Raw genomic sequence first — 22,246 nt, 5'->3', positions numbered from 1 at the left:
TTTCAATTTCCAGAAGGTATATTGTACCTTCTTTTTTTATTCAATTTATAAAAAGGAAATAGGAGGAATTATAATGCAAGAAATAGTAACAAAAATTAATGAATTTTTATGGGGAAACTTTCTAATTGTTTTACTAATGGGAACTGGAGTTTATTTTACTTTAAAATTAAATTTTATTCAAATTAGAAAGTTTAAAGATGGAATAAAATTAGTGACAGATTCATTAAACTTAAATGGAACAGCAGCTGATAAAAATGGAATGTCCTCATTTCAAGCGTTAGCAACAGCTGTTGCTGCTCAAGTAGGGACTGGAAATCTAGCAGGAGCTGCTACTGCTATAGTATCTGGAGGACCAGGGGCAATATTTTGGATGTGGATGAGTGCTTTTTTTGGAATGGCTACTGTATATGTAGAAGCTATTTTAGGACAAATATTTAAAAAAAGGGTGAATGGTCAAATAACTGGGGGGCCTGCTTATTATATTGAGAGTTCTTTAAAAAATAGATATTTTTCAAAAGGATTAGCAATATTTTTTTCAGTAGCTTGTATATTAGCACTTGGAGTTATGGGAAATGCGGTTCAAGCAAACTCTATATCTGTAGCTTTTAATAATGCTTTTGGTATATCACCTATACATGTAGGAATTATAGTTTCTATTTTAGCTGGTTTTGTTTTTTTTGGTGGTATAAGAAGAATAGCATCTGTAACTGAAAAAATTGTTCCCATAATGGCAGGGCTATATATATTAGCTTGTATAGTAATAATTTTTATAAATTATAAAGGTATTATTCCAGCTATTATCTCAATATTTTATTCTGCTTTTAATCCAGAGGCTGCTTTAGGTGGTGCTATGGGAATAAGTGTAAAAAAAGCAATTAGATATGGAGTAGCAAGAGGACTTTTTTCAAATGAAGCGGGAATGGGATCGACACCACATGCTCATGCTATTGCTAAAGTTGAGCATTGTGGAGAGCAAGGAATAGTAGCTATGATTACAGTTTTCATAGATACTTTTGTTGTACTTACAGGGACAGCTTTAGTTATTATTACATCTGGGGTTACAAATGGAGAAGGAATTATTTTAACGCAAAATGCTTTTACAAATACTCTTGGAAGTTTTGGAGATGCCTTTATAGCTATATGTTTATTCTTTTTTGCTTTTTCTACTATAATAGGTTGGTACTTTTTTGGTGAAGCAAATATAAGATATCTATTTAAAAATAAGATGTCGATAAATATATATAGACTAGTTGTCATGACTATGATAATTATTGGTTCAGGGTTAAAAGTTGGATTAGTTTGGGAGATGGCTGATATGTTTAATGGAATGATGGTTCTTCCTAATCTTATAGCTTTACTAGCCTTAGGAAAATATGCTAGAACTTCAATGAAAGAGTATGAGGATTTAATCATTCAAACAATATAATCTTAAAACTTAAAAGGAACTGTTGCATAACTATTGTAACAGTTCCTTTTATTATTTCATAAATTACTCTGGGATAGATTATTTAAAAGGATTTGAAAAATTTTAATAATTTATAAAGCAGTCTTAAATTAAATAAGGAAAATGAAGTACTAATAAATAGAATTACTAATGTTATTTTTTTCTGAATTGATTATTTTCTTTATTATATATATATCCTTTTTTTTCCATTTCAGTTAATAGTTTTTCTATTTCTATATTTTCATCATCACATAGTTCGGAAAGAGAGGAGTATTTATCTCTCAATCTCATATTTAACATACTGTATGCTATGTTAATATCCATCATTAAGTATTTATTTTTCATTTCTTAGCTCCTTTTTTATTCTTCTAATTATATTTTTTCTATCTATTGGTGTATTATTGTAACAAGCACTTTCTAACTCTCTATTTAATTCTATAAAATCATTAGAAAATCCAAGTTTAACTAACCTATCTTCAAGATGTACCTTAGGACTAAAATTATATTTTCTTTTCATAAAATGGCAGTAAGCTTCATAAAATTCTTTATCATCTTTAGCAGATTTTAGAGCATTAATATCATCTAAAGATGATTTTTTATCTTTTTTGGTAAGAAGATATACTATAACTATTCCTTCGACAATTACTAAAGTAATAAGTCCTATAATTAATAGGTTATTATTTTTACTTTGACTCTTTTCCTCCACAGCAATACTATCTATTTTAATCTCTTCTAAAGGCTGAATAGTATTTGAAATAGTCTTATTAGTAGTATTAGAGATAGTAGGTGTAGTTAGTGTTGGTTGTGTAGTAGAAATACTTCCATTTCCATTGACAACTATTTTTTTAGGTGTGACAATTAAAGAATCGTATTTTTTCTCTTTAGTATTAAAATATGGGATTTTAATCTCTGGAGTAGTAAGCTCTCCACTTTTTTTAGGGATAAGAGCTACTTCGAAAGTTTTTTCAGCATAATATTTTCCATTTTCTACTTTCTCATCTGTAGATTTCAAGCTTTCAAAAATATTAAAATCATTAAATTGAGTAGTTATAATTTTTTCTAATGAGTCTAAGTTAGCATCTCCAAATATTTTAACATTTAATACTATAGATTGACCAAAGCTTATATTATCACTATTCCAAGAGTAATCTATTTTAGGAGTTCCAACTATATTTTGAAATCCCATAGGTTTATCAGTTGGAAGAGGAAGAATATTTATTTTTATATTGTTTCCACCAAAATATTTAGGTGGTGTAGTTTCTTCAAAGAAAAAATCTCTTCTTCCAGTGCTTTGAGTAACTGCCATCTGTCCAGATTTAATAGTTTTTTCTCCAGAGGAATTAGGTTGTAATATTCCTCTATAAACTCCTAATTTTAGACCTTGTTTACCAGATGGAGCTCTAAAATATGATTGTTCATAACCTCCCTTTGTAATAACAGGACTGATATCCTTTTCTGAAAAATCATTAAATTGAGGTGCTCTACTATATCCTACTGAATTTATATTTACAGTTGTTAAAAAGTTTTCTTCATATACAATTTTTTCTCCAAAGTAGAAACTATCTCCATTTTTAATAGAAGTTTCTACTGACATATCATCAGATATATTTTGTACACTTTCTTTTTGTACCTCTATATTTAAAGTGTTTGATTTTTCATTTTTTCCTGTGATACTTACACTTAAAGGGAAAGTTTTAATTTCATTAGCCATTACTGTATAACTATCAATTTTTTCACTAGTTTTATCCCCATTGATATAGGAATATTTACTTTGTGTTCCCTTTGATAGAATTTGTAGATTTTCAATTCCCTCTATCTTATAATCTTTTTTATCTTCATTTATAAATTTTACCTGTATATTAAATGGTTCATTAATAGCTGGTTTAGTATTAGAAGAATCCAATATTATATCAGCTAAAGATAGAAAAGATGTCATAAGAAAAAGAGTAGCAACTATTTTTTTCATCTTTTTATCTCCTTTACCATCTGTTTGATGGATTATTGCTATTGATATCCATAACTCTCTCATTATTTTTAAAAGATTGTTTTTCATTTCCCTCTAATCTTTTTAGAATAGCTCTCACTTCTTGCTCTCTTATCTCCTCTTGGCTTAGTTCTTTCATATTTTGAGGAGCAGTATTGGAGTTTTGGTTGTTCTCTTTTTTATCTGAGGACTCATTTTGATTTTCATTCTCTTGAGTATTGCCCTCATTTTGTTTATTATTTTGCCCATTTTGTTGAGAATTAGATTCTTGTTCCTTCTCATTATTCTGTTTTTCTTGAGAACTATTTTCTTTTTTCTCTTGCTCTTTATTATTAGAAGATTGATTTTCTTCATTACTTTGAGAACTTTTATCTTCTTGATTTTGAGAGTTGTTATTATCTTTACTATTTTGATTTTGCTCAGAATTTTTTTGAGAGTTATTTTGTTGATTTTGATTATTATTATTTTGATTTTCTTTATTCTGTTTCTCTTGTTTATCCTCTTGATTTTGTTGATTATCTTGGTTTTGTTGCTTACTCATATCTTCAAACTTTTTTAAAGTAAGCTCATAGTTTTTCTTAATATTTATATCATCAGAAGTTTTCATAGCTAATTTATACTCTTCTAAGGCTTTCTCATAAAACTCTTTATTTTTATCTTGTGAGTTATCCCTTAAATAAACATAGGAGTTTCCTTTTAAAAATCCCTCTTCCACATCTGATTTAGTAACTTCCTCGTAGTTTTTTTCACTGTAGAAAGATTTTAAAATATTTAATTTTACTTGATTATTTTCTCTTAGTTTAAGAGCTTTTTCATACTCCTCTCTTCCATTAGAGTATTTTTCCTCTTTGATAAAACTATTTCCCTTTTCTACAAAGTTATAGATTTTTAAGGGATTAAGAGATTTTATAACTAATATTATAGAGGCAACTAGAAATATTGTAGCAACTATTTTATTCCTCATCTTTTATCACCTCTTTTAATAGATACCCAATTAATATAAATAATATACCTAGAGCTAGAGGATATTGAAAATATTTTTCATAGTTTTTAGTTTTTTCATTTCTTTGACTTTTTCTTTCTAAATTTATAGTATCATTTACAAAATTTTTAGAGGTATCAACTAAGTTATTTACTTCATAGTATTTACCATTATTTTCATTAGATATTTTTTGTAAAAAATCAGAGTTAAGCTTACTGATAACAGCAGAACCACTCTCATCTTTAATAAATCCTCTCTTTACTCCATTAAGATACTCTGGAATAACATTTCCCTCCTTAGTACCAACACCAATAGAATAAACATCTATCTTATTCTCTTTTACAAAATCAAGGGATTTCTTATCAAAATCTCCTCCATCAGAGATAACTATAACTGCTTTATTTTCACTACCTATCTCTTTAAAGGATTTTTCTGCCAACTCTAAAGCTTGGTATAATTCTGTTCCACCACCAGATATCAGAGTAGTATCTATGGTATTTATGTAGTTTTGAGTAATATTATAATCATCAGTAAGAGGCATCTGTATATATGCACTATCAGAGAAAGGAATAAATCCTATTCTATCTCCTTTTAGAGATTGAATAAGATTGGTAAGGACTCTCTTCCCAGCTTCTAATCTATTGGGATAGACATCTTCTGTAAGCATAGAACGAGATGTATCTATAAGAACATAGATATTCATACCCTTTACTTCTATCTCCTCATCTTCTATCTCTTTTTGGGGAGATAATAGAGAGATTACAACTAATACACTTCCTAATGTCAGCAATAAAATTTTTATTATACTTATACGTCTTTTATTTCTTAATTTTAAAACATTTAATATATCTTTTCTTTTTCTCATACCCAAAATCATAATTAAGAGGAGAATAAGAGGAAAGATAAGATATATAGAGTTTTGTAGATTTCCAAATTCCATTGTTTCACCTCTTCTTATGGTATTTTGATATATTTCTTATATTCAAAAAAAGCACCTATTACTAGAAGTAGAAGAGCAATTTTTAAAATATTTTCATATAACTCATCTTTTTCATAATAGCTTCTTCCATCTATCTTAGTTTTTTCTAAACTGTCTATTTTGTTAAAAATCTCTTGAAACTCCTTTTCACTTCCAGCTCTAAAATACTCTCCTCCTGTTGTAGAGGCAATATTTTTCAAAAGATTTTCATCAAGCTCAGTGTTTTTAACAGTAGTATGTCCAAAGGGTACACGTATCTGTATCTCTCTAGCTCCAATACCAATAGTGTAGATTTTTATTCCTAACTCTTTTGCAATCTCACTAGCTCCCATAGGGCTCATCTCTCCAGAGTTATTCTCTCCATCTGTCATAAGTATTATAACTTTAGATTTTGCTTCAGAGTCCTTTAATCTATTTAAAGAAACTCCAAGCCCCATACCAATAGCTGTTCTATTGTTACTAGTGATATCATCTGTTGTCAGTTTAGAGGTAATATCTTTTACTACATTGTGGTCAAATGTGAGAGGAACTTTTGTATAGGCATCTCCACCAAATACAACAAGTGATATTCTATCATTGACTCTTTTATCTATAAACTCTTCTAAAAGTTTTTTAGCTGTTTCCAATCTGTTGGGTTTAAAATCTCTTTGCAACATAGATTGAGATAAATCTAAAGCTACTACTATATCTATTCCCTCTTTTTTTATAATTTTATTTTCAGATATGATTTGTGGACGAGCCAAAGCAATACACATAAGTATTAAAGAAAATAGAATAAGTATTTTTCCAATTAGATATTTTTTACTCCTCAATCTAAACTCTTTAAGAGGTTTTATACCTGGAATTTTTATTCCCTTTACCTTTTGTTTTCTAAAAAATAGATATATAATAATAGGAATAAGAAGTAAAAAATATGGAGAGGCAAATTTAAACATTTTTATCCCCCCTTACTTTTTCAAAAATTTCTCTAACTCTTTTTAAAGTTTCCTCTTTTAAATCTCTACTATCCTTAGAAAATTTATATCTATCAAGATTGTTTATAAATTTTATATCTTCACTATCTATCATACCTACAATTTCATAATTACCATTTATAAAGTGAGTTTGATATCTACTGTCAATATACTCTCTAATTGCCATACTTAAATCAAAGTCCCAAGTTTCATTGTTGATACTAGCAACTTTCTTTTCAAATCTCTCTTCTGGAGAGATATATTTCTCTTTCTTTTTAAATTTTATTCCTTTAACTAGATAGAGTAGAGATACAACTCCTAAAATGATTCCTACTATAAAGGTATAGGGAAATTTTTCTTTATAAAGAATAGTATCACTGTTATCACTTAAATGTGGATAGATTTCCTTATCGTTTTCCTCTAATACAGATTTAATATTGAGAGTCAACTTTTTATCTCCTAATACTAAGCTATTCTCTCCTACTTTATACCCTCTTATAGAGAGAATATATCCATTTTCAGATTTCTCTATATTTTCTAATTCTAAATTAGATTTTTTAAATCCCTCAACTATTTTTTCTTTTTCAATTCCTGTTATCTTTACCTTTACTAAATCTCCAACATTTATATCCTTAGCTAAAAGGAGTGATGAGATTAAAAGAAATGTCATTATTTTTTTCATACTCTCCTCCTTCTTTTAAAGTAATTAGCCAACTTTATTACATAATTCTCATCAGTGTAGAGAGTTAAAATATTTTTAGGTAACTCCTCTTCAATATGATAATTACTATCAAAATTCTCTATAACTATCTCCTCACCTGTTTCAGCATCACTCATTGTAAAAATAGCACCTTTAGGTAGAGTTTCAAATTTTCTATCAGCTATTCTCAATGGTATCAAATCATGTTTTTGACTTACCAATTTTATAGCTTTCTCATAATTTTCATCTATAAAGTCACTTATTAAAAATACAATAGCTCTTTGCTTAGAGATTTTATTAAATGAGTAAAGTACTTTTGAGATATCAGTTCCTTTTCCTTTAGGTGTGATAGATAGAAAATTATCAAGGATAATAAGTCCCTGTTTTTTTCCTTTTTTCAGAGGTATTACCTTTTCTATATCATCACTAAAAAATATAGCCCCTACTTTATCATTGTTTTTTATAGCACTGAAAGCTAAACTTCCAACTAATTGAGAGATTAAATCTTGCTTAGCAGGAAAGTTATTAGATGAAGAAATATCAATTAAAAGATATATGCTCATCTCTCTTTCCTCTGTAAACTCTTTAATATATGTTTTTCTCTGTCTAGCACTTACTTTCCAATCTATTTTTTTTACATCATCTCCAGGAGCATACCTTCTTATATCAGAAAATTCCATTCCATTTCCCTTAAAATAAGAACGATAATTTCCAGAAAAAATTTCATTAGCAAGGAGAGAAGAGGCTATCTCTATTTTTTTTATCTTTTTAAGTATCTCTTCTTTGTTCATTGTTACCTCCTATGGAAGTTCTACCCCTTCCATTATATCAGTAATTATATTTTCTACATCTTTTCCCTCTGCTTCTGCTTCATAAGTTAAGATAATTCTATGACGTAATACATCAAAGATAACTTTTTTAATATCTTGAGGTATGACAAAATCTCTTCCCTCTAAAAAAGCATTGGCTTTAGCAGAAACAACAAGGGCAATAGAAGCTCTTGGAGAAGCTCCACAACTTATATATTGATTACTTTCTCTAGTTTTAAATATGATATCCAAGATATAATCCATAAGTTTTTCATCAATGTGTATCTCTTTTATAAGTTGCTTTAATTCTTCTATCTTATCTTTATTTAAGACTTCCTCTATCTCAATAGAATCAAAATCAGTTGTAGATGTTAAAAGTTTTAAAATATTTTTTTCCTCTTCCTTAGTAGGATACTCTATTTTTACTTTCATAAGAAATCTATCTTGTTGAGCTTCAGGTAATGGATAAGTTCCATCTTGCTCTATTGGGTTTTGAGTAGCTAATACTATAAAGGGTTTATCTAGTTTAAAAGTTTCATTAGCTATTGTAATCTGTTTTTCTTGCATAGCTTCTAATAGTGCAGATTGAACTTTAGCTGGAGCTCTATTTATTTCATCTGCTAAGATTATATTTGCAAATATTGGACCTTTTTTAGTATAAAACTCCCCTGTCTTTTCATTATAAATCTCAGTACCTATAATATCACTAGGTAATAAATCAGGAGTAAACTGTATTCTTGAAAATTTTAATCCAAGAGTTTGAGCTAAAGTATTTACAGTTAAAGATTTTGCAAGTCCAGGTAATCCTTCCAATAAGATATGGTTTCCAGTAAGTATTCCTATTAAGATTTTTCTTACCATATCATCTTGTCCTACAATTTTTTTCTGTATCTCCTTTTCTAGTTTGAGAATATTTCCTCTTGTAATTTCAATTTTTTCTTTTAAGTTTTCCATAGTTGCCTCCTTTATATAAAAAATTTAATATATTTTTATTAACATTAATGTTAGACGAGAGAAATTATAAAATAGTTATAAAATTTATTAAGTAATATAAAAACTCAAGAATAACATAAAAATTATATGTAAATATATTCTTGAGTTAATTTTATTTTTAAATATTCTTACAATTTAGCTATTCTTTCTTAGAATAGGATATTGATATATATTTTCATAGTAAGGAGTACCACTATCATCTTTGGCAAAAGAAATAAATTTTTTGAAATTTCTTTTTTTTTCATATTTAATTTTTTACATAATTTTTGAGAAGGAATATTTTCTTTTTCAATATAGGCATATATGCGACGAGTATTCATATTATGAAAAAGAAAATTCCAATCAACGCAAAATGTATTTTTTTCCTTGGGCAGAAAAAAGTAATCTAATAAATGAATTAGATTTCATATTAACTCCTTTCTTTTAAATATTTGAAATAATATTTTTTATAATTTTAATCACTTCGTCAACTTCCTCTTCAGTATTGAAATATCCAAAGCTAAATCTTACTGCCCCTTGTTCAACAGTACCTAGAGCTTCATGCATAAGAGGTGCACAGTGCCCTCCTGCTCTAGTAGAGATACCAAAGTTAAGTAACTCTTCAGCTATATCTCCAGAATCATACTCTCCAATATTAAGAGTTACAATAGGACACCTCTCTTTTTTAGAGAAATCTCCATATATTTTTATATGAGGAAGATTTTTTACTCCATTATAAAATCTCCACATAAGGGAGTCCTCTTTCTCCCTGATTTTATTCATACCTATCTTATTTATAAATTCTATTCCAGCATTGAGTCCAGCTATACCATGTCCATTTAAAGTTCCAGCTTCAAGATAAGTTGGCATAATTTGAGGTTGACTTTTACTATAAGTGAGAATACCAGTACCACCAGATTTTAATGGCTTAATCTCAACACTCTCTCTTACAAATATCCCTCCTGTTCCTTGAGGTCCAAGTAAACTTTTATGCCCAGTAAAACAAAGTACATCTATATTCATATCCTCTACATCAACAGGAAATACTCCAGCTGTTTGAGAGGCGTCAACTATAAATAGTAAATTATATTTTTTACAAATCTCTCCTACTTTTTTAATATCTATAAGATTTCCAGTGAGGTTAGAACCATGTGTACAAATTATAGCCTTAGTATTATTTTTTATAAGGCTCTCCATCTCTTCATAGGATATATTTCCTAGTTTATCAGCTTTTACAAAAGAGAGCTCCACTCCTTTTTCTTCCATTTCATATAGAGGACGGAGTACAGAGTTATGCTCTAACATAGTTGTAATTACATTATCTCCATTTTTTAATGTGCCTTTTATAGCTATATTTAAAGCTTCAGTAGAATTAGAAGTAAAAGCTATTCTACTAGAATCTTTTATATTAAAAAATTTAGCAAGATTTTCTCTAGTTTTAAAAACAGTATGACTAGCAGCTATTGAAGCAGAGGTATTACCTCGTCCTACATTTCCCATAAAAGTCATTGCACTAATCATAGCTTTTACTACTTCTTCTGGTTTATATAAAGTAGTAGCAGCATTATCAAAATAGATCATATATCCTCCATCATAAACTTTTGTTTAAAAATTTTAAAATTACTTTTGTTCAGTTTATCATAAAAGAATGGAATAGTAAAGTCCTATAAATTAATAGAAATTATAATTATTTTAAATAATAAATAATCTATTTAAAATAAAATAAAATAAAAGAGAAAATTTTTCCTCTTTTATTTGGAATATTAATTATATTCAAAAATAAATTCTTTTGTAAAAAATACTTTAATATTTTTGTTTTTATAATATATAGGATTAAATTTCCATTGTTTTAAAGCTTTTAATACTTCATCATCAAAACCTAATTTTTTATGTGATTTAATAATATCAATTTTTTCAATACTTCCGTTTAAACCCACTAAAAATCTAACAGAGACAGTAACTTTATTTTTATATCTTACTTTTTTTGCTTGTACAGGGTAATTAGGTTCAATCTGTTTTAAAATTTTATACTGTATTCCATCTGAAGATTCAGCAACAAGAATTCCATCTGTTTCAATGCTAAAATTTCTTCCGAAATCAATTTGGTAATTATTATCAATGGAGTTTTGCTCTATAGTTAGTAATTTATCTTTTTTAATTTCTTTGCTTGATTTAGTTTCGATTTTTTCTATATTTTTTTTTCTTGTTTCTACTTCTTTTTTAGAATTTTTTAATTTACTTTTTATATCAGGTTCTAGAATCTTTTTTTTAGGCTTCTCTATTTTTTCTAATACTGGCTTATTTTCACTTTTATTAGCTAAAGCTATCTCTTTTTCTGCAGAAATTATTTTTTCTCTTTTAGTAAAAGAAGTTTTTATATTGATGGCTAAAGGAGCAGAATTAGTGTTCATTAAAACAGGAACATCTTCACTTACTCTTTTTTTATTAATTAGAAAAAAAGATAGATGAATACATAATGCTAAAAGGAAAAAATAAAAAATATTATCTTTTTTATTCATAATAATTTATTCCTAAATTTTCTATTCCAGCATTTTTTACTTTAGAAACAGTATCTATAATAACCTGATATTTTAACTCTTTATCTCCTGAAACAGTGACCTCTTTTACACCTTGTAAAATTGTCTCAAGATCTTCAAATTTAATAGCTTTTATTTTTCCATCTTTAGATATGAAATATTTTTCTTCTTTATCTATTATAATTTCTACGCTTTTATTTTCTTGTATAGAAGAATTAATATTAGCACTTGGTAAGTTTATTTCTATACTTCCATATTTATTAAATGTTGTAGACACCATAAAAAAAATGATAAGAAGAAAAACCACATCTATAAGAGGTGTTAAATCTAATGCCATGATTGGTCTTTTTTTTCTAAATCTTCCCATATCTTACCTCTTTCTCAAAATATCAATAAGATTAGTAGTTATTTTATCAATATCTCCTTCAATTTCATCTATTTTTTTATTAAAAAGATTATAAGCAATAATAGTAGGAATTGCAATAGAAAGTCCTCCTGCAGTTGTAATCAGTGCTTTTGAAATACCAGATGCTACTAATGTAGGGTCTCCAGCACCAAATGTGGCCAAATTTCTAAATGCTTCTATCATTCCTGTAACAGTTCCTAAAAGACCTATCATAGGTGCAATATAGCCTATAATTCCTAAAAGGTGTAATCTTTTTTCTAAACAGCCTATTTCATCTATACTAATTTCTTTAACAAGTTGATCAAAATGGTGGAAGTCTCCCTCTCTATCACAACGACAAAGAAAAGATTTTACAGTACACCCAATGGAATTTTTTTCTCTATCACAAAGAGCGATAGCATAGTTCATATCATCTGAAGTTACAGCTTTAATTATTTCTGCAGTAAAATTTTTATTCTGAGTTTTTTCACGTCGAAAGAAAAAGAAAATTCTCTCTAAGATAATAGTTAATGCAAGTACTGATATTCCAAAAAGTATCCACATTAAAGGCCCCCCAGCATTTAAATAATACATCATAATAAATTCTCCTCCTTGAAATATAATTTTTTCTAAAATTTAGTAGTACAAAATATTTTTATAAAAATTAAAGAATATCTAAATAAAGATATTCAAAGAAATCATACTATTATTTTAATAAAAAGTCAAGATTTAAAATTTTAAAATCTCAATTAAATGCTATGAGTGATTTGAGTTTGTTTTATTTTATGTTATAATTATTTGTATTCAAGTATTTTAAGGAAGTGGTTTTATGTATAAAGTAATTATGTTAGGAGATAGTTTGATAAATTGGAATTATAAATCTTCATATATAAATTATGGAAAAAATGGCTATATGACAAGAGATGTGTTATGGTTATTAGATGAAAATAAGGAGATTTACGGTGATATTGGAATTCTTTTAGTAGGAGTTAATGATTTTTTTGCAAATATGGAGTTTGAAAAATCTAAGAATTATTATGCTGAAATTGTAAAAGAGCTAGAAAAAAGAGTAAAAGAAATTATATTAATCTCTTTGCTTCCAACAGATAAGGAAATTGTAAATAGGAAAATAGAACTTTTTAATAAATGGATAAAAAAGAATTATTCTAAAAACTTTTTAAATCTTTATTTATATTTTATAGATATAAATCTAAAAATGAGAGTTGAATATACAACTGATGGAATTCATTTGAATAATAAAGGTTATGATCTATTCAATGAAATTCTGAATAAAAAAGTATTAGAATTAACTTTGTATTAAAAAAAATATATGTTATAATATAAAATAAAATAGTTTTGGAGAGTTGATATGGAAAATAACTTTTGGAGAGAATGGATAAGATTTTTTTTAATATTAATAGGAATACTTTTATTGTGGGGAGCTTTTATTTTTATTTGTGATAAATATTTGAAAAAATCTTTTGAAGAGTTAAGAGTCCTCCATTATATTATTTTTATGTTATTAATAATAAAAGCTAAAAATATTTTCCTTAAAAGAATAAAAGAAGATAAGGATGAAGAATTAAAAAGATAAATTTATATTTATTTAAGCATTTTTTATTAAAAGTGAAAACTACTATATGTTTTGATTAATTTTCCCTTATTTATATATAAATTAACTAAAGAGATTTTAAAATTTTTGTTAGTTAGATTAGAATAAGAATTCTTCTTCCTCTACAATCAATTTTTTCTAATTTTTTTATAATATCATATTTTGACATTCCTAAAATATAATATTGTAGATCCTTTGTATTTTCCTCATACCTTTCACAAAATTTTATTCTAGTGACTATATCTTCATTATCAAGTCTTATTTCTACTTTCCTAGCATATATTTTTTCTATTTTTAATATTTCATTTCTTTTCTTAAAGTTTAATTACTTAATATTACTATTTTATAATTATATAAAAAATATATAAAAATAGAAGTTTTTGTAAAAAATTAGTTTAGATAACTCTTAATATATTGTTAAAAAAGATACTTTTATAAAAATTTTTTTAAAATTATACTTGATTTTTTTTCAATTTAGGAGTATACTTGCTTTAACAGTTTAGATAAAATTATAAAATTGAAGTAAGGAGGAAAGCTATGCTTACACTTAGCGTACTAATATTTGTCATATATATAATATTACTCATACAAATAAATATGAGTTTAGTTTTATATACAAAAATATATTAGGCAAGTGTTATAGTTAAATCTTTTACTACATATATCTATATAGAGTGAAGAACTTTACTAATAAAGTACAGCCTAATCGGGCTGTTTTTTTATAACTTAAATTTTTGTCCATTTATTAAGGAAGAATATATTTTTTTATTAGTACAAACATTTTTTATTGACAAAAGTTAATATAAACATTATAAAAGGGGGAATTAATATGAAAAAATTTACACTTATGCTTTTAGGATTATCTATTTTGATTACTGCTTGTGGAGAGAAAGAGGCAGGAAATAAAGTAGGAGAAAGTGCAGAAACTATTAAAATTGGAGGATTAGGACCACTTACAGGACCGCTAGCTATCTATGGAGTTACTGCTACAAATGGATCAAAACTTGCTTTTGAAGAGATTAATAAAAATGGTGGAATTCTAGGGAAACAGGTTGAATTTGTATTATTTGATGAAAAAGGAGATTCAACTGAAGCTGTTACAGCTTATAATAGATTAGTAGATGAGGGAATTGTTGCATTAGTTGGAGATATCACTTCAAAACCATCTCTAGCTGTAGCTGAAATTGCTGCACAAGACAATATGCCAATGATAACTCCAACAGGAACTCAATTTAACATCACAGAAGCTGGACCAAATGTATTCCGTGTATGCTTTACTGACCCATATCAAGGAGTTATCTTGGCAAACCTAGCAAAAAATAATCTAAAAGCCAATACTGTAGCTATCATGGTAAATAATTCAAGTGATTATTCTGATGGAGTTGCTGAAGCTTTTATTAAAGAAGCTGAAAGATTAGGATTAAAAGTAGTAGCTAAAGAGGGGTATGCAGAAGGAGATAAAGATTTTAGAGCTCAACTTACTAAAGTAGCTGCCACTAATCCAGATGTATTATTAGTACCAGATTATTATGAGCAAGTAGCTTTAATCACTACTCAAGCTAGGGAAGTAGGGGTAAAATCAATATTTATTGGACCAGATGGATGGGACGGAGTAGCTAAAGCTCTAGACTCTTCAGCATATGGAGCTGTTGAAAATAGTTATTTTACAAATCATTATTCTGTAGAAGATACTAATGAAAAAGTTCAAAATTTCATAGAGTCATATAGAGAGAAGTATAAAGATGAACCTTCAGCTTTCTCAGCTCTTTCATATGACGCTGCTTACTTAATGAAAGCTGCTATTGAAAAAGCTGGGTCAACAGATAAGGATGCTATTATAAAAGCTATAAAAGAAAGTGACTTTGCAGGAGTAACAGGACGTTTGAGATTCGATGAAAAAAATAATCCAATTAAAGCAGTTACTGTTTTAAAAATTGTAAATGGAAATTATACTTTTGACTCTGTAATTCAAGCGGAATAAATTTAATAGTTTATAAATACTTATTAGAGTAGCTAAATTTAGCTACTCTAATATTCTAATTTATTTATATAGAGTAATTATGAAAATGAAAATATTGAGAGGAGAGAAAAATGGAAATTATTATGCAGGTTATAAATGGGCTACAAATTGGTAGTATATATGCATTAGTGTCATTAGGGTATACAATGGTTTATGGAATAGCACAGCTTATAAACTTTGCTCATGGAGATATTATTATGGTTGGAGCTTATGTTTCACTATTTAGTATTCCAGTTTTTACAAGAATGGGATTACCCGTATGGCTTACAGTAGTACCAGCTATTGTACTATGTGTGGTCTTAGGAATGTTGACAGAGAGAGTAGCTTATAGACCTCTTAGAAATTCTCCAAGAATTTCTAATTTAATCACAGCCATAGGAGTAAGTTTATTCTTAGAAAATTTATTTATGAAAATTTTTACTCCAAATACAAGAGCATTTCCAAAAGTGTTTACTCAAGAGCCACTTAGATTTGGAGATATTTATCTTAACTATGGAACTGTTGTTACTATCGTATTAACTCTTATCCTTTCAGTAGGATTACAATATTTTATGAAAAAGACAAAATATGGAAAAGCTATGCTAGCTACAAGTGAGGACTATGGAGCAGCAAAACTTGTAGGTATTAATGTAAATAGCACTATCCAACTTACTTTTGCAATAGGAAGTGGACTTGCTGCTATTGCTTCTGTACTTTATGTCTCAGCTTATCCACAAGTTCAACCACTTATGGGTTCTATGTTAGGAATAAAAGCTTTTATAGCTGCTGTACTTGGAGGAATTGGAATTCTACCAGGAGCTGTTATAGGAGGATTTATTCTTGGAATAGTTGAAAGTTTAACAAGAGCTTATTTATCATCACAATTAGCAGATGCCTTTGTATTTGCTATCCTTATTATAGTTTTACTTGTTAAACCAACAGGACTTTTAGGAAAAAATATGAGAGAGAAAGTATAGGAGGAAGAAAAGATGAATCATACAAAAAGATGGAGTTATGCTTTAACTCTGATTTTAGTAATAATTGGATATTTTTTATTGACAGGACTTATCTCATCAGGAATGATTTCAAGATATCAAACTACTGTAATGATTTTTATCTGTATTAATATTATTTTAGCTGTGAGTTTAAATATAACTGTTGGTTGTCTTGGACAAATTACTATTGGACATGCTGGGTTTATGTCAGTAGGAGCTTACACAGCAGCACTATTTGCTAAGACTGGAATTATTGAAGGATTACCTGGTTATGTTATTGCTCTTATTGTAGGAGGAATTGTTGCTGGAATTGTAGGAATAATAATTGGTATTCCAGCTTTGAGATTGAATGGAGATTATTTAGCAATTATTACTCTTGCTTTTGGAGAGATTATCAGGGTTTTAGTTGAGTACTTTGATTTTACAGGTGGTGCTCAAGGACTTAGAGGAATTCCTCGTTTTAATAAATTTGGTGTTATATATATTATAATGGTATTATGTGTAATGATGATGTTTTCACTTATGACAAGCCGTCATGGAAGGGCTATCCTAGCTATTAGAGATGACGAAATAGCAAGTGGAGCTTCAGGAATAAATACAACTTATTATAAGACTTTTGCTTTCACTGTTTCAGCTATTTTTGCTGGAGTAGCTGGAGGAATCTATGCTCATAACTTAGGAATATTAGGAGCTAGACAATTTGACTTTAACTACTCAATCAATATTTTAGTTATGGTTGTATTAGGAGGAATGGGAAGTTTTACAGGTTCAATTCTTTCTGCCATTGTTTTAACAATTTTACCAGAAGTACTTAGAGAGTTCTCTGATTATCGTATGATTGTTTACTCTTTATTATTAATCTTAACTATGATTTTCCGTCCAACAGGATTATTAGGACGTAAAGAATTCCAAATTTCAAAATTTGTAGAAATATTTATTACTAAGAAGGGGGCAGCAAAAAATGGTAAATAGAATTTTACATGCTAAAGATATAAATATTACTTTTGGTGCTCTTAGAGCTGTAAGTGATTTTAATTTAGAGTTAAGAGAAAAAGAATTAGTAGGACTTATTGGGCCAAATGGTGCTGGAAAAACTACTGTATTTAATATATTAACTGGTGTATATTCAGCTACATCAGGAATTTATACATTCAATGGAGAGGAAGTAAAAAAAACTCCTACACATAAGCTTATAAGAAAGGGACTTGCTAGAACTTTCCAAAACATCAGACTTTTTAAATATATGAGTGTATTAGATAATGTCTTAGTTGCTAATAACTTTAATATGAAGTATGGAGTTTTAACAGGAACTTTCCGTTTACCAAAATTCTGGCTAGAAGAAAGAAAAGCCAAGAAAAAAGCTATGAAACTTTTAAGAATTTTTGACTTAGATAAATATGCAGATGCTCCAGCTGGAAGTCTTCCATATGGACAACAAAGAAAATTAGAGATAGCTAGAGCTATGGCTACTAATCCAAAAGTTTTACTTCTAGATGAGCCAGCAGCTGGTATGAATCCAACAGAAACTGAAGAGCTTATGAAAACTATCAAGCTTATTAGAGATAAATTTGGAATTGCTATCTTGTTAATAGAGCATGATATGAAATTAGTTTTAGGAATCTGTGAAAGACTTATTGTACTAGATCATGGAACTATTATAGCAAGTGGAGATCCACAAAAAGTTGTTAATGACCCAGCAGTTGTGACAGCTTACTTAGGAAAAGATGATGATGAAATTGATGAAGAGGAAGCCAAAAATAAAGAGATTGCTTCTATAAAAGCTGAGATATTTAATGATGAGGAGGAAGTTTAATGGAAAGAGATATTATGCTTGAAGTAAAAGATTTACATGTATATTATGATAATATTCATGCCTTAAAGGGAATCTCTTTAAAAGTAGGAAAGGGAGAGGTTGTATCTCTTATAGGTGCTAATGGTGCTGGAAAAACTACTACTCTTCAAACAATATCTGGGCTTATTCGAGCTAGAGAGGGAAGTGTATTATTTGAAGGAGAAGATATCACAAAGGTAGAGTGCCATAAAATTTGTAAAATGGGAATCGCTCAAGTTCCTGAAGGAAGAAGAGTATTTACTAGACTACCTGTAAAAGATAATTTAAAATTAGGAGCTTTTACGATTGATGATACTCCAGAAAATCTTGAAAAAGATAGAGCTAGATTTTATGAAGTTTTTCCTAGAATGGCAGAGAGAAAAAATCAATTAGCAGGAACTTTATCTGGAGGAGAACAACAGATGTTAGCTATGGGAAGAGCTTTAATGAGTAGACCTAAATTACTTATTCTAGATGAACCATCAATGGGATTATCTCCTCTGTTTGTTAAAGAGATATTTGCTGTTATTAAAAGATTAAAAGAGGCTGGAACTACTATACTTCTAGTAGAACAAAATGCAAAGATGGCTCTTTCAGTTGCTGACTATGCCTATGTTATAGAAACAGGAAAAATAACAATGGAAGGAAAAGCTCTAGATTTATTAAATGATGCTAATGTTAAAAAAGCTTATTTAGGAGCTTAATAAATTTGCTTTCTCACTACTTTCAAATAGAGGGTGTTGTAAGTTTTTACAGCACCCTCACCTTATTATCTTTTAAATATAAGTATAAAATTTTTATCCTCTTTACTTATTCTTGTAGATTCTTTTATCTTTTGTATTGCTTTATTTTGTGTCCAGTTGTCTAAGCCATTATTTTTCAGATACTTCAGAGTTTTTTCTCTAAATTTAGTAAACATTATTGAAATTAATCAAGCTTGAGTATTTTTACATAATATTCTTTGTTAGTGATATTACTGTAAAGAGAAAAAATCTTATCAATATATTTCTCTTCTATATGATAACCAAATAAAGTTACCGATCTAAATCTGACTTTTCAATTATTATTTAAATTTACATATTTTTTTATAAAATTATGATAGATATCTTTTTTTTCTTTAAAAATTTTAAGTTACTCACAACAATATTACAAGTAGCTTAATTACCAATTACAGTTATAAAAATTTTTATATACTTTTCTAATTACATAATCAATTTAGATGAAGTTCAATACTAAATCTTTAATAAATTTTTGATTTTAAATAATATTTTTTAAATTTATAATTATATTTCCTGATTTATTTATAAATTGATTATTATTATAATATTTTATAATATGAAAATGTATAAAATATATTTTGAATATAAAAATATTTATATTGAATATAATTTAAAATTATGATATAATAATATCTAAGTTAAATATATTGAAATATAAAATATTGTGAGGAGGATGTATGAAAAAAACTATAAGTAAATTTTTAGCTAGTACATTAATAGTAGCTGGAGTTATCGGATGTACTTCCAAAAATAAAAATGATAATCTTGAAGTAGACAATAAAGAAAATCAACTTCAAAAAAAAGAAGAACTTATCTTTGTAAACTATAGAGATATTAGAGATTTAAATCCTTATCTTTATGCTGGAGAGATGTATGCTCAGGAAATGTTATATGAAACTCTTGTAAATATAGGACCTAATGGATATGAGCCATGTCTCGCAGAAAGTTGGAATATAAGTGAAGATGGAAAAACTTATACATTTAATATAAGAAAAGGTGTAACATTCTCTGATGGAACAATTTGTGATGCTCATGCTATTAAAGCAAATTTTGACGCAATTTTAGAAAATAAAAGCAGACATACTTGGCTAGAAATGATGCACCTCCTAGAAAGTGTTGATTTGATAGATGACTATACAATACAGATAAAATTAAGTAAACCATATTATCCAATGCTTACAGAGTTAGGAGTAACTAGACCATTTGCAATGATATCCCCTAAAGCTATGAAAAATGGATCAACTAAAGATGGAGTAAATGCTTACATAGGAACTGGACCATATGTTTTAAAGAAATTTGTAACAGATGAATATGCAATATTTGAAGCTAATGAAAATTATTGGGGAAAAGTTCCTGAGATAAAGAAAATATTAGTAAAAGTTATTCCAGATAATCAAACTCGTATCTTGGCTTTAGAAAAAGGAGAGATTGATTTAATATTTGGAAAAAATATGATAGATGCTGATGCTGTAAATAAATATAAAAATAGTGAAAAATTTACTGTTGCTTTATCAGAACCAACATCTACTAGACAGATTGTCATAAATACAAGTAATGAGATTTTAAAAGATAAGAATATTAGATATGCTTTACAACATGGAACTAATAAGGAAGCAATATCTCAAGGGATATTCTATGGATTAGAAAAACCTGCTGATACACTTTTTGCTAGAACAGTTCCATATTGTAATATTGATTTAAAACCATTTAACTTTGATATGGCTTTAGCTAATAAATATCTTGATGAGAGTGGTTGGATAAAAGGAAAAGATGGTATTCGTACTAAAGATGAAAAAAAACTAGAATTAAATTTACTGTATAATAGTGATAGTGTTACTGAAAAAACTATTTCTGAATATTTACAAGCTGAATATAAAAAATTAGGAATAGCTATAAATATTACTGGGCAAGAAGAGCAATCTTATCGTGATAATATGAAAGCTGGAAATTTTGATATGGTATTTAATATTTGTTGGGGAACACCTTATGATCCTCAATCTTCTTTAGCAGCAATGCGTCAACGTGTATATGGAGATTATGCCGCTCAATTAGGATTGAAAGATAAGGTTGAAATTGATAAAGCTATAACCAAGATTCTTGTTTCTACAGATGAAAAAGAGAGACAAAAATTATATACATTTGTTTTAACAAGATTACATGAAGATGCTGTGTATGTTCCACTTACTTATGAGTGTAATAAAGCAATTTATACTTCTAAATTAAAAAATGTTAACTTTACACAAACTCAATATGAAGTTCCATTTGCAGAAATGACTTTTGAATAATATAAATACCATAAGGATAGGCATAGCCTATCCTTTTTATTAGAAGGAGGAAAAGATGAAAAATTATATAATTAAAAGAATTTTAATGACTATTCCTTTACTTATATGTATATCTTTTGTTTGTTTTATATTCATAAATTTGATACCTTCAGATCCAGCTGAAGTAGCCCTTAGAGTTAGACAGACTCCGATAATCACAGAAGAGGCAATTGCACAAGTGAGAGCGGAATTAGGATTAAATGATCCATTTTTTATAAGATATATAAAATGGTTTTTTCAATGTTTAGTTTTAGATTTTGGAGTAAGTTATACTAATCCAGCTCGTACAGTTATAGGAGAGATTGGAAGATGCCTTCCTGCAACCTTACAATTGGCTGGAATGTCATTAGTTTTTGTAATTTTCTTAAGTTTACCTATAGGTTTCTTATGTGCTGTATATAAAGACTCATGGTTTGATAAAGTGATGAGAGGAATTGTTTTTATGACAACAGCTATGCCAGCTTATTGGGTAGGGCTTTTAATGATATGGTTAATCAGCATAAAATTTGATTTACTTCCTACAAGTGGAGCAGGATCTTTTAAACATCTTATTTTACCATCTTTCACAGTTGCTCTTACTTATATTTCTACATATATCAGATTGATTAGAAATAATATGTTAGAAAATATGAAAGAAGATTATGTTTTATATGCTAATGTAAGAGGACTACAACAGAAAAATATTTTAAGGAAACATATTTTAAAAAACTCTCTTCATTCATTCATTACAGCAATTGGTATGAGTATTCCACAACTGATTGCTGGAACTATAGTTGTAGAAAATGTTTTTGCTTGGCCTGGAATAGGAAAACTTTGTATAGCATCTATTTTTAATAGAGATTATCCAGTAATACAAGCATATGTTTTAATGGTTGGAACATTATTTGTAATATTCAATTTAATATTTGATATTGTCCAATATATTTCTGATCCAAGACTTAGAAAGGGAATGGAGTGATAA

General features: G+C 27.9%; 22 protein-coding genes. 10 read left to right on the top strand and 12 right to left on the bottom strand.

Annotation, left to right across the window (positions count from 1 at the left end):
• The first annotated feature begins 73 nt into the window (after nt 1–73).
• Nucleotides 74–1,426 (top strand): alanine/glycine:cation symporter family protein, encoded by a 1,353-nt coding sequence (locus DYA59_RS04280; RefSeq protein ID WP_115269719.1) that lies wholly within the window; start codon nt 74–76, stop codon nt 1,424–1,426.
• Nucleotides 1,427–1,597: 171 nt separating this feature from the next.
• On the opposite strand, the gene DYA59_RS04275 is transcribed toward DYA59_RS04280, so the two are convergent.
• The 12 genes from DYA59_RS04275 to DYA59_RS04215 form a co-directional block, all read right to left on the bottom strand.
• On the bottom strand, nt 1,598–1,789 hold the full coding sequence (locus DYA59_RS04275; RefSeq protein WP_115269717.1) for a DUF4250 domain-containing protein: 192 nt from the start codon (nt 1,787–1,789) through the stop codon (nt 1,598–1,600).
• Nucleotides 1,779–3,497 (bottom strand): BatD family protein, encoded by a 1,719-nt coding sequence (locus tag DYA59_RS04270; protein ID WP_115269715.1) that lies wholly within the window; start codon nt 3,495–3,497, stop codon nt 1,779–1,781. The genes DYA59_RS04275 and DYA59_RS04270 overlap by 11 nt, the downstream gene beginning before the upstream one ends.
• A complete protein-coding gene (locus DYA59_RS04265) occupies nt 3,424–4,392 on the bottom strand; it encodes a hypothetical protein (RefSeq protein ID WP_115269713.1) in 969 nt (322 codons plus the stop codon). The genes DYA59_RS04270 and DYA59_RS04265 overlap by 74 nt, the downstream gene beginning before the upstream one ends.
• Nucleotides 4,382–5,350: a vWA domain-containing protein gene (locus tag DYA59_RS04260; protein WP_115269711.1), complete on the bottom strand. Its 969-nt coding sequence runs from the start codon at nt 5,348–5,350 to the stop codon at nt 4,382–4,384. Before DYA59_RS04260 ends, DYA59_RS04265 begins: the two co-directional genes overlap by 11 nt.
• A gap of 14 nt (nt 5,351–5,364) precedes the next feature.
• Nucleotides 5,365–6,324, bottom strand: a complete 960-nt coding sequence (locus tag DYA59_RS04255; protein WP_115269709.1) for a vWA domain-containing protein — start codon at nt 6,322–6,324, stop codon at nt 5,365–5,367.
• Nucleotides 6,317–7,024, bottom strand: coding sequence for a hypothetical protein (locus DYA59_RS04250; protein ID WP_115269707.1), 708 nt, complete (start codon nt 7,022–7,024; stop codon nt 6,317–6,319). The genes DYA59_RS04255 and DYA59_RS04250 overlap by 8 nt, the downstream gene beginning before the upstream one ends.
• Nucleotides 7,021–7,833, bottom strand: coding sequence for a DUF58 domain-containing protein (locus tag DYA59_RS04245; RefSeq protein WP_115269705.1), 813 nt, complete (start codon nt 7,831–7,833; stop codon nt 7,021–7,023). Before DYA59_RS04245 ends, DYA59_RS04250 begins: the two co-directional genes overlap by 4 nt.
• 9 nt (nt 7,834–7,842) lie before the next feature.
• The gene (locus DYA59_RS04240; RefSeq protein ID WP_115269703.1) at nt 7,843–8,805 is read right to left on the bottom strand and encodes an AAA family ATPase; all 963 of its coding nucleotides are present in this window, start codon (nt 8,803–8,805) and stop codon (nt 7,843–7,845) included.
• A gap of 462 nt (nt 8,806–9,267) precedes the next feature.
• A complete protein-coding gene (locus tag DYA59_RS04230) occupies nt 9,268–10,404 on the bottom strand; it encodes an aminotransferase class V-fold PLP-dependent enzyme (protein WP_115269701.1) in 1,137 nt (378 codons plus the stop codon).
• A gap of 182 nt (nt 10,405–10,586) precedes the next feature.
• A complete protein-coding gene (locus tag DYA59_RS04225; protein ID WP_115269699.1) occupies nt 10,587–11,342 on the bottom strand; it encodes an energy transducer TonB in 756 nt (251 codons plus the stop codon).
• Nucleotides 11,335–11,727, bottom strand: coding sequence for an ExbD/TolR family protein (locus tag DYA59_RS04220; protein ID WP_115269697.1), 393 nt, complete (start codon nt 11,725–11,727; stop codon nt 11,335–11,337). Before DYA59_RS04220 ends, DYA59_RS04225 begins: the two co-directional genes overlap by 8 nt.
• Before the next feature lie 3 nt (nt 11,728–11,730).
• Complete coding sequence (locus DYA59_RS04215) at nt 11,731–12,342, bottom strand: MotA/TolQ/ExbB proton channel family protein (RefSeq protein WP_115269695.1); 612 nt, start codon at nt 12,340–12,342, stop codon at nt 11,731–11,733.
• A gap of 232 nt (nt 12,343–12,574) precedes the next feature.
• Here DYA59_RS04215 and DYA59_RS04210 point away from each other — a divergent pair, with 232 nt between their 5' ends.
• From DYA59_RS04210 to opp1B, 9 genes are all read left to right on the top strand, one after another.
• On the top strand, nt 12,575–13,066 hold the full coding sequence (locus DYA59_RS04210; protein WP_115269693.1) for an SGNH/GDSL hydrolase family protein: 492 nt from the start codon (nt 12,575–12,577) through the stop codon (nt 13,064–13,066).
• 48 nt (nt 13,067–13,114) lie between these two features.
• Nucleotides 13,115–13,339, top strand: a complete 225-nt coding sequence (locus DYA59_RS04205; RefSeq protein WP_115269691.1) for a hypothetical protein — start codon at nt 13,115–13,117, stop codon at nt 13,337–13,339.
• 847 nt (nt 13,340–14,186) lie between these two features.
• The gene (locus DYA59_RS04195; RefSeq protein ID WP_115269689.1) at nt 14,187–15,338 is read left to right on the top strand and encodes an ABC transporter substrate-binding protein; all 1,152 of its coding nucleotides are present in this window, start codon (nt 14,187–14,189) and stop codon (nt 15,336–15,338) included.
• Nucleotides 15,339–15,448: 110 nt separating this feature from the next.
• Nucleotides 15,449–16,333, top strand: a complete 885-nt coding sequence (locus DYA59_RS04190; RefSeq protein ID WP_115269687.1) for a branched-chain amino acid ABC transporter permease — start codon at nt 15,449–15,451, stop codon at nt 16,331–16,333.
• A gap of 12 nt (nt 16,334–16,345) precedes the next feature.
• Entirely contained in the window at nt 16,346–17,323 is a 978-nt protein-coding gene (locus tag DYA59_RS04185; protein WP_115269685.1) for a branched-chain amino acid ABC transporter permease, read from the top strand.
• Nucleotides 17,313–18,164: an ABC transporter ATP-binding protein gene (locus tag DYA59_RS04180; RefSeq protein ID WP_115269683.1), complete on the top strand. Its 852-nt coding sequence runs from the start codon at nt 17,313–17,315 to the stop codon at nt 18,162–18,164. The genes DYA59_RS04185 and DYA59_RS04180 overlap by 11 nt, the downstream gene beginning before the upstream one ends.
• Nucleotides 18,164–18,886: an ABC transporter ATP-binding protein gene (locus DYA59_RS04175; RefSeq protein ID WP_172606950.1), complete on the top strand. Its 723-nt coding sequence runs from the start codon at nt 18,164–18,166 to the stop codon at nt 18,884–18,886. Before DYA59_RS04180 ends, DYA59_RS04175 begins: the two co-directional genes overlap by 1 nt.
• Nucleotides 18,887–19,638: 752 nt before the next feature.
• Complete coding sequence (gene nikA / locus DYA59_RS04170) at nt 19,639–21,246, top strand: nickel ABC transporter substrate-binding protein (protein WP_115269681.1); 1,608 nt, start codon at nt 19,639–19,641, stop codon at nt 21,244–21,246.
• Nucleotides 21,247–21,301: 55 nt separating this feature from the next.
• Nucleotides 21,302–22,243, top strand: a complete 942-nt coding sequence (opp1B, locus tag DYA59_RS04165; RefSeq protein ID WP_115269679.1) for a nickel/cobalt ABC transporter permease — start codon at nt 21,302–21,304, stop codon at nt 22,241–22,243.
• Nucleotides 22,244–22,246 lie beyond the last annotated feature (3 nt).

This window comes from Fusobacterium necrogenes (assembly GCF_900450765.1).
Taxonomy (GTDB): domain Bacteria; phylum Fusobacteriota; class Fusobacteriia; order Fusobacteriales; family Fusobacteriaceae; genus Fusobacterium_A; species Fusobacterium_A necrogenes.
This window is presented reverse-complemented; position numbering and strand designations above follow the sequence as displayed.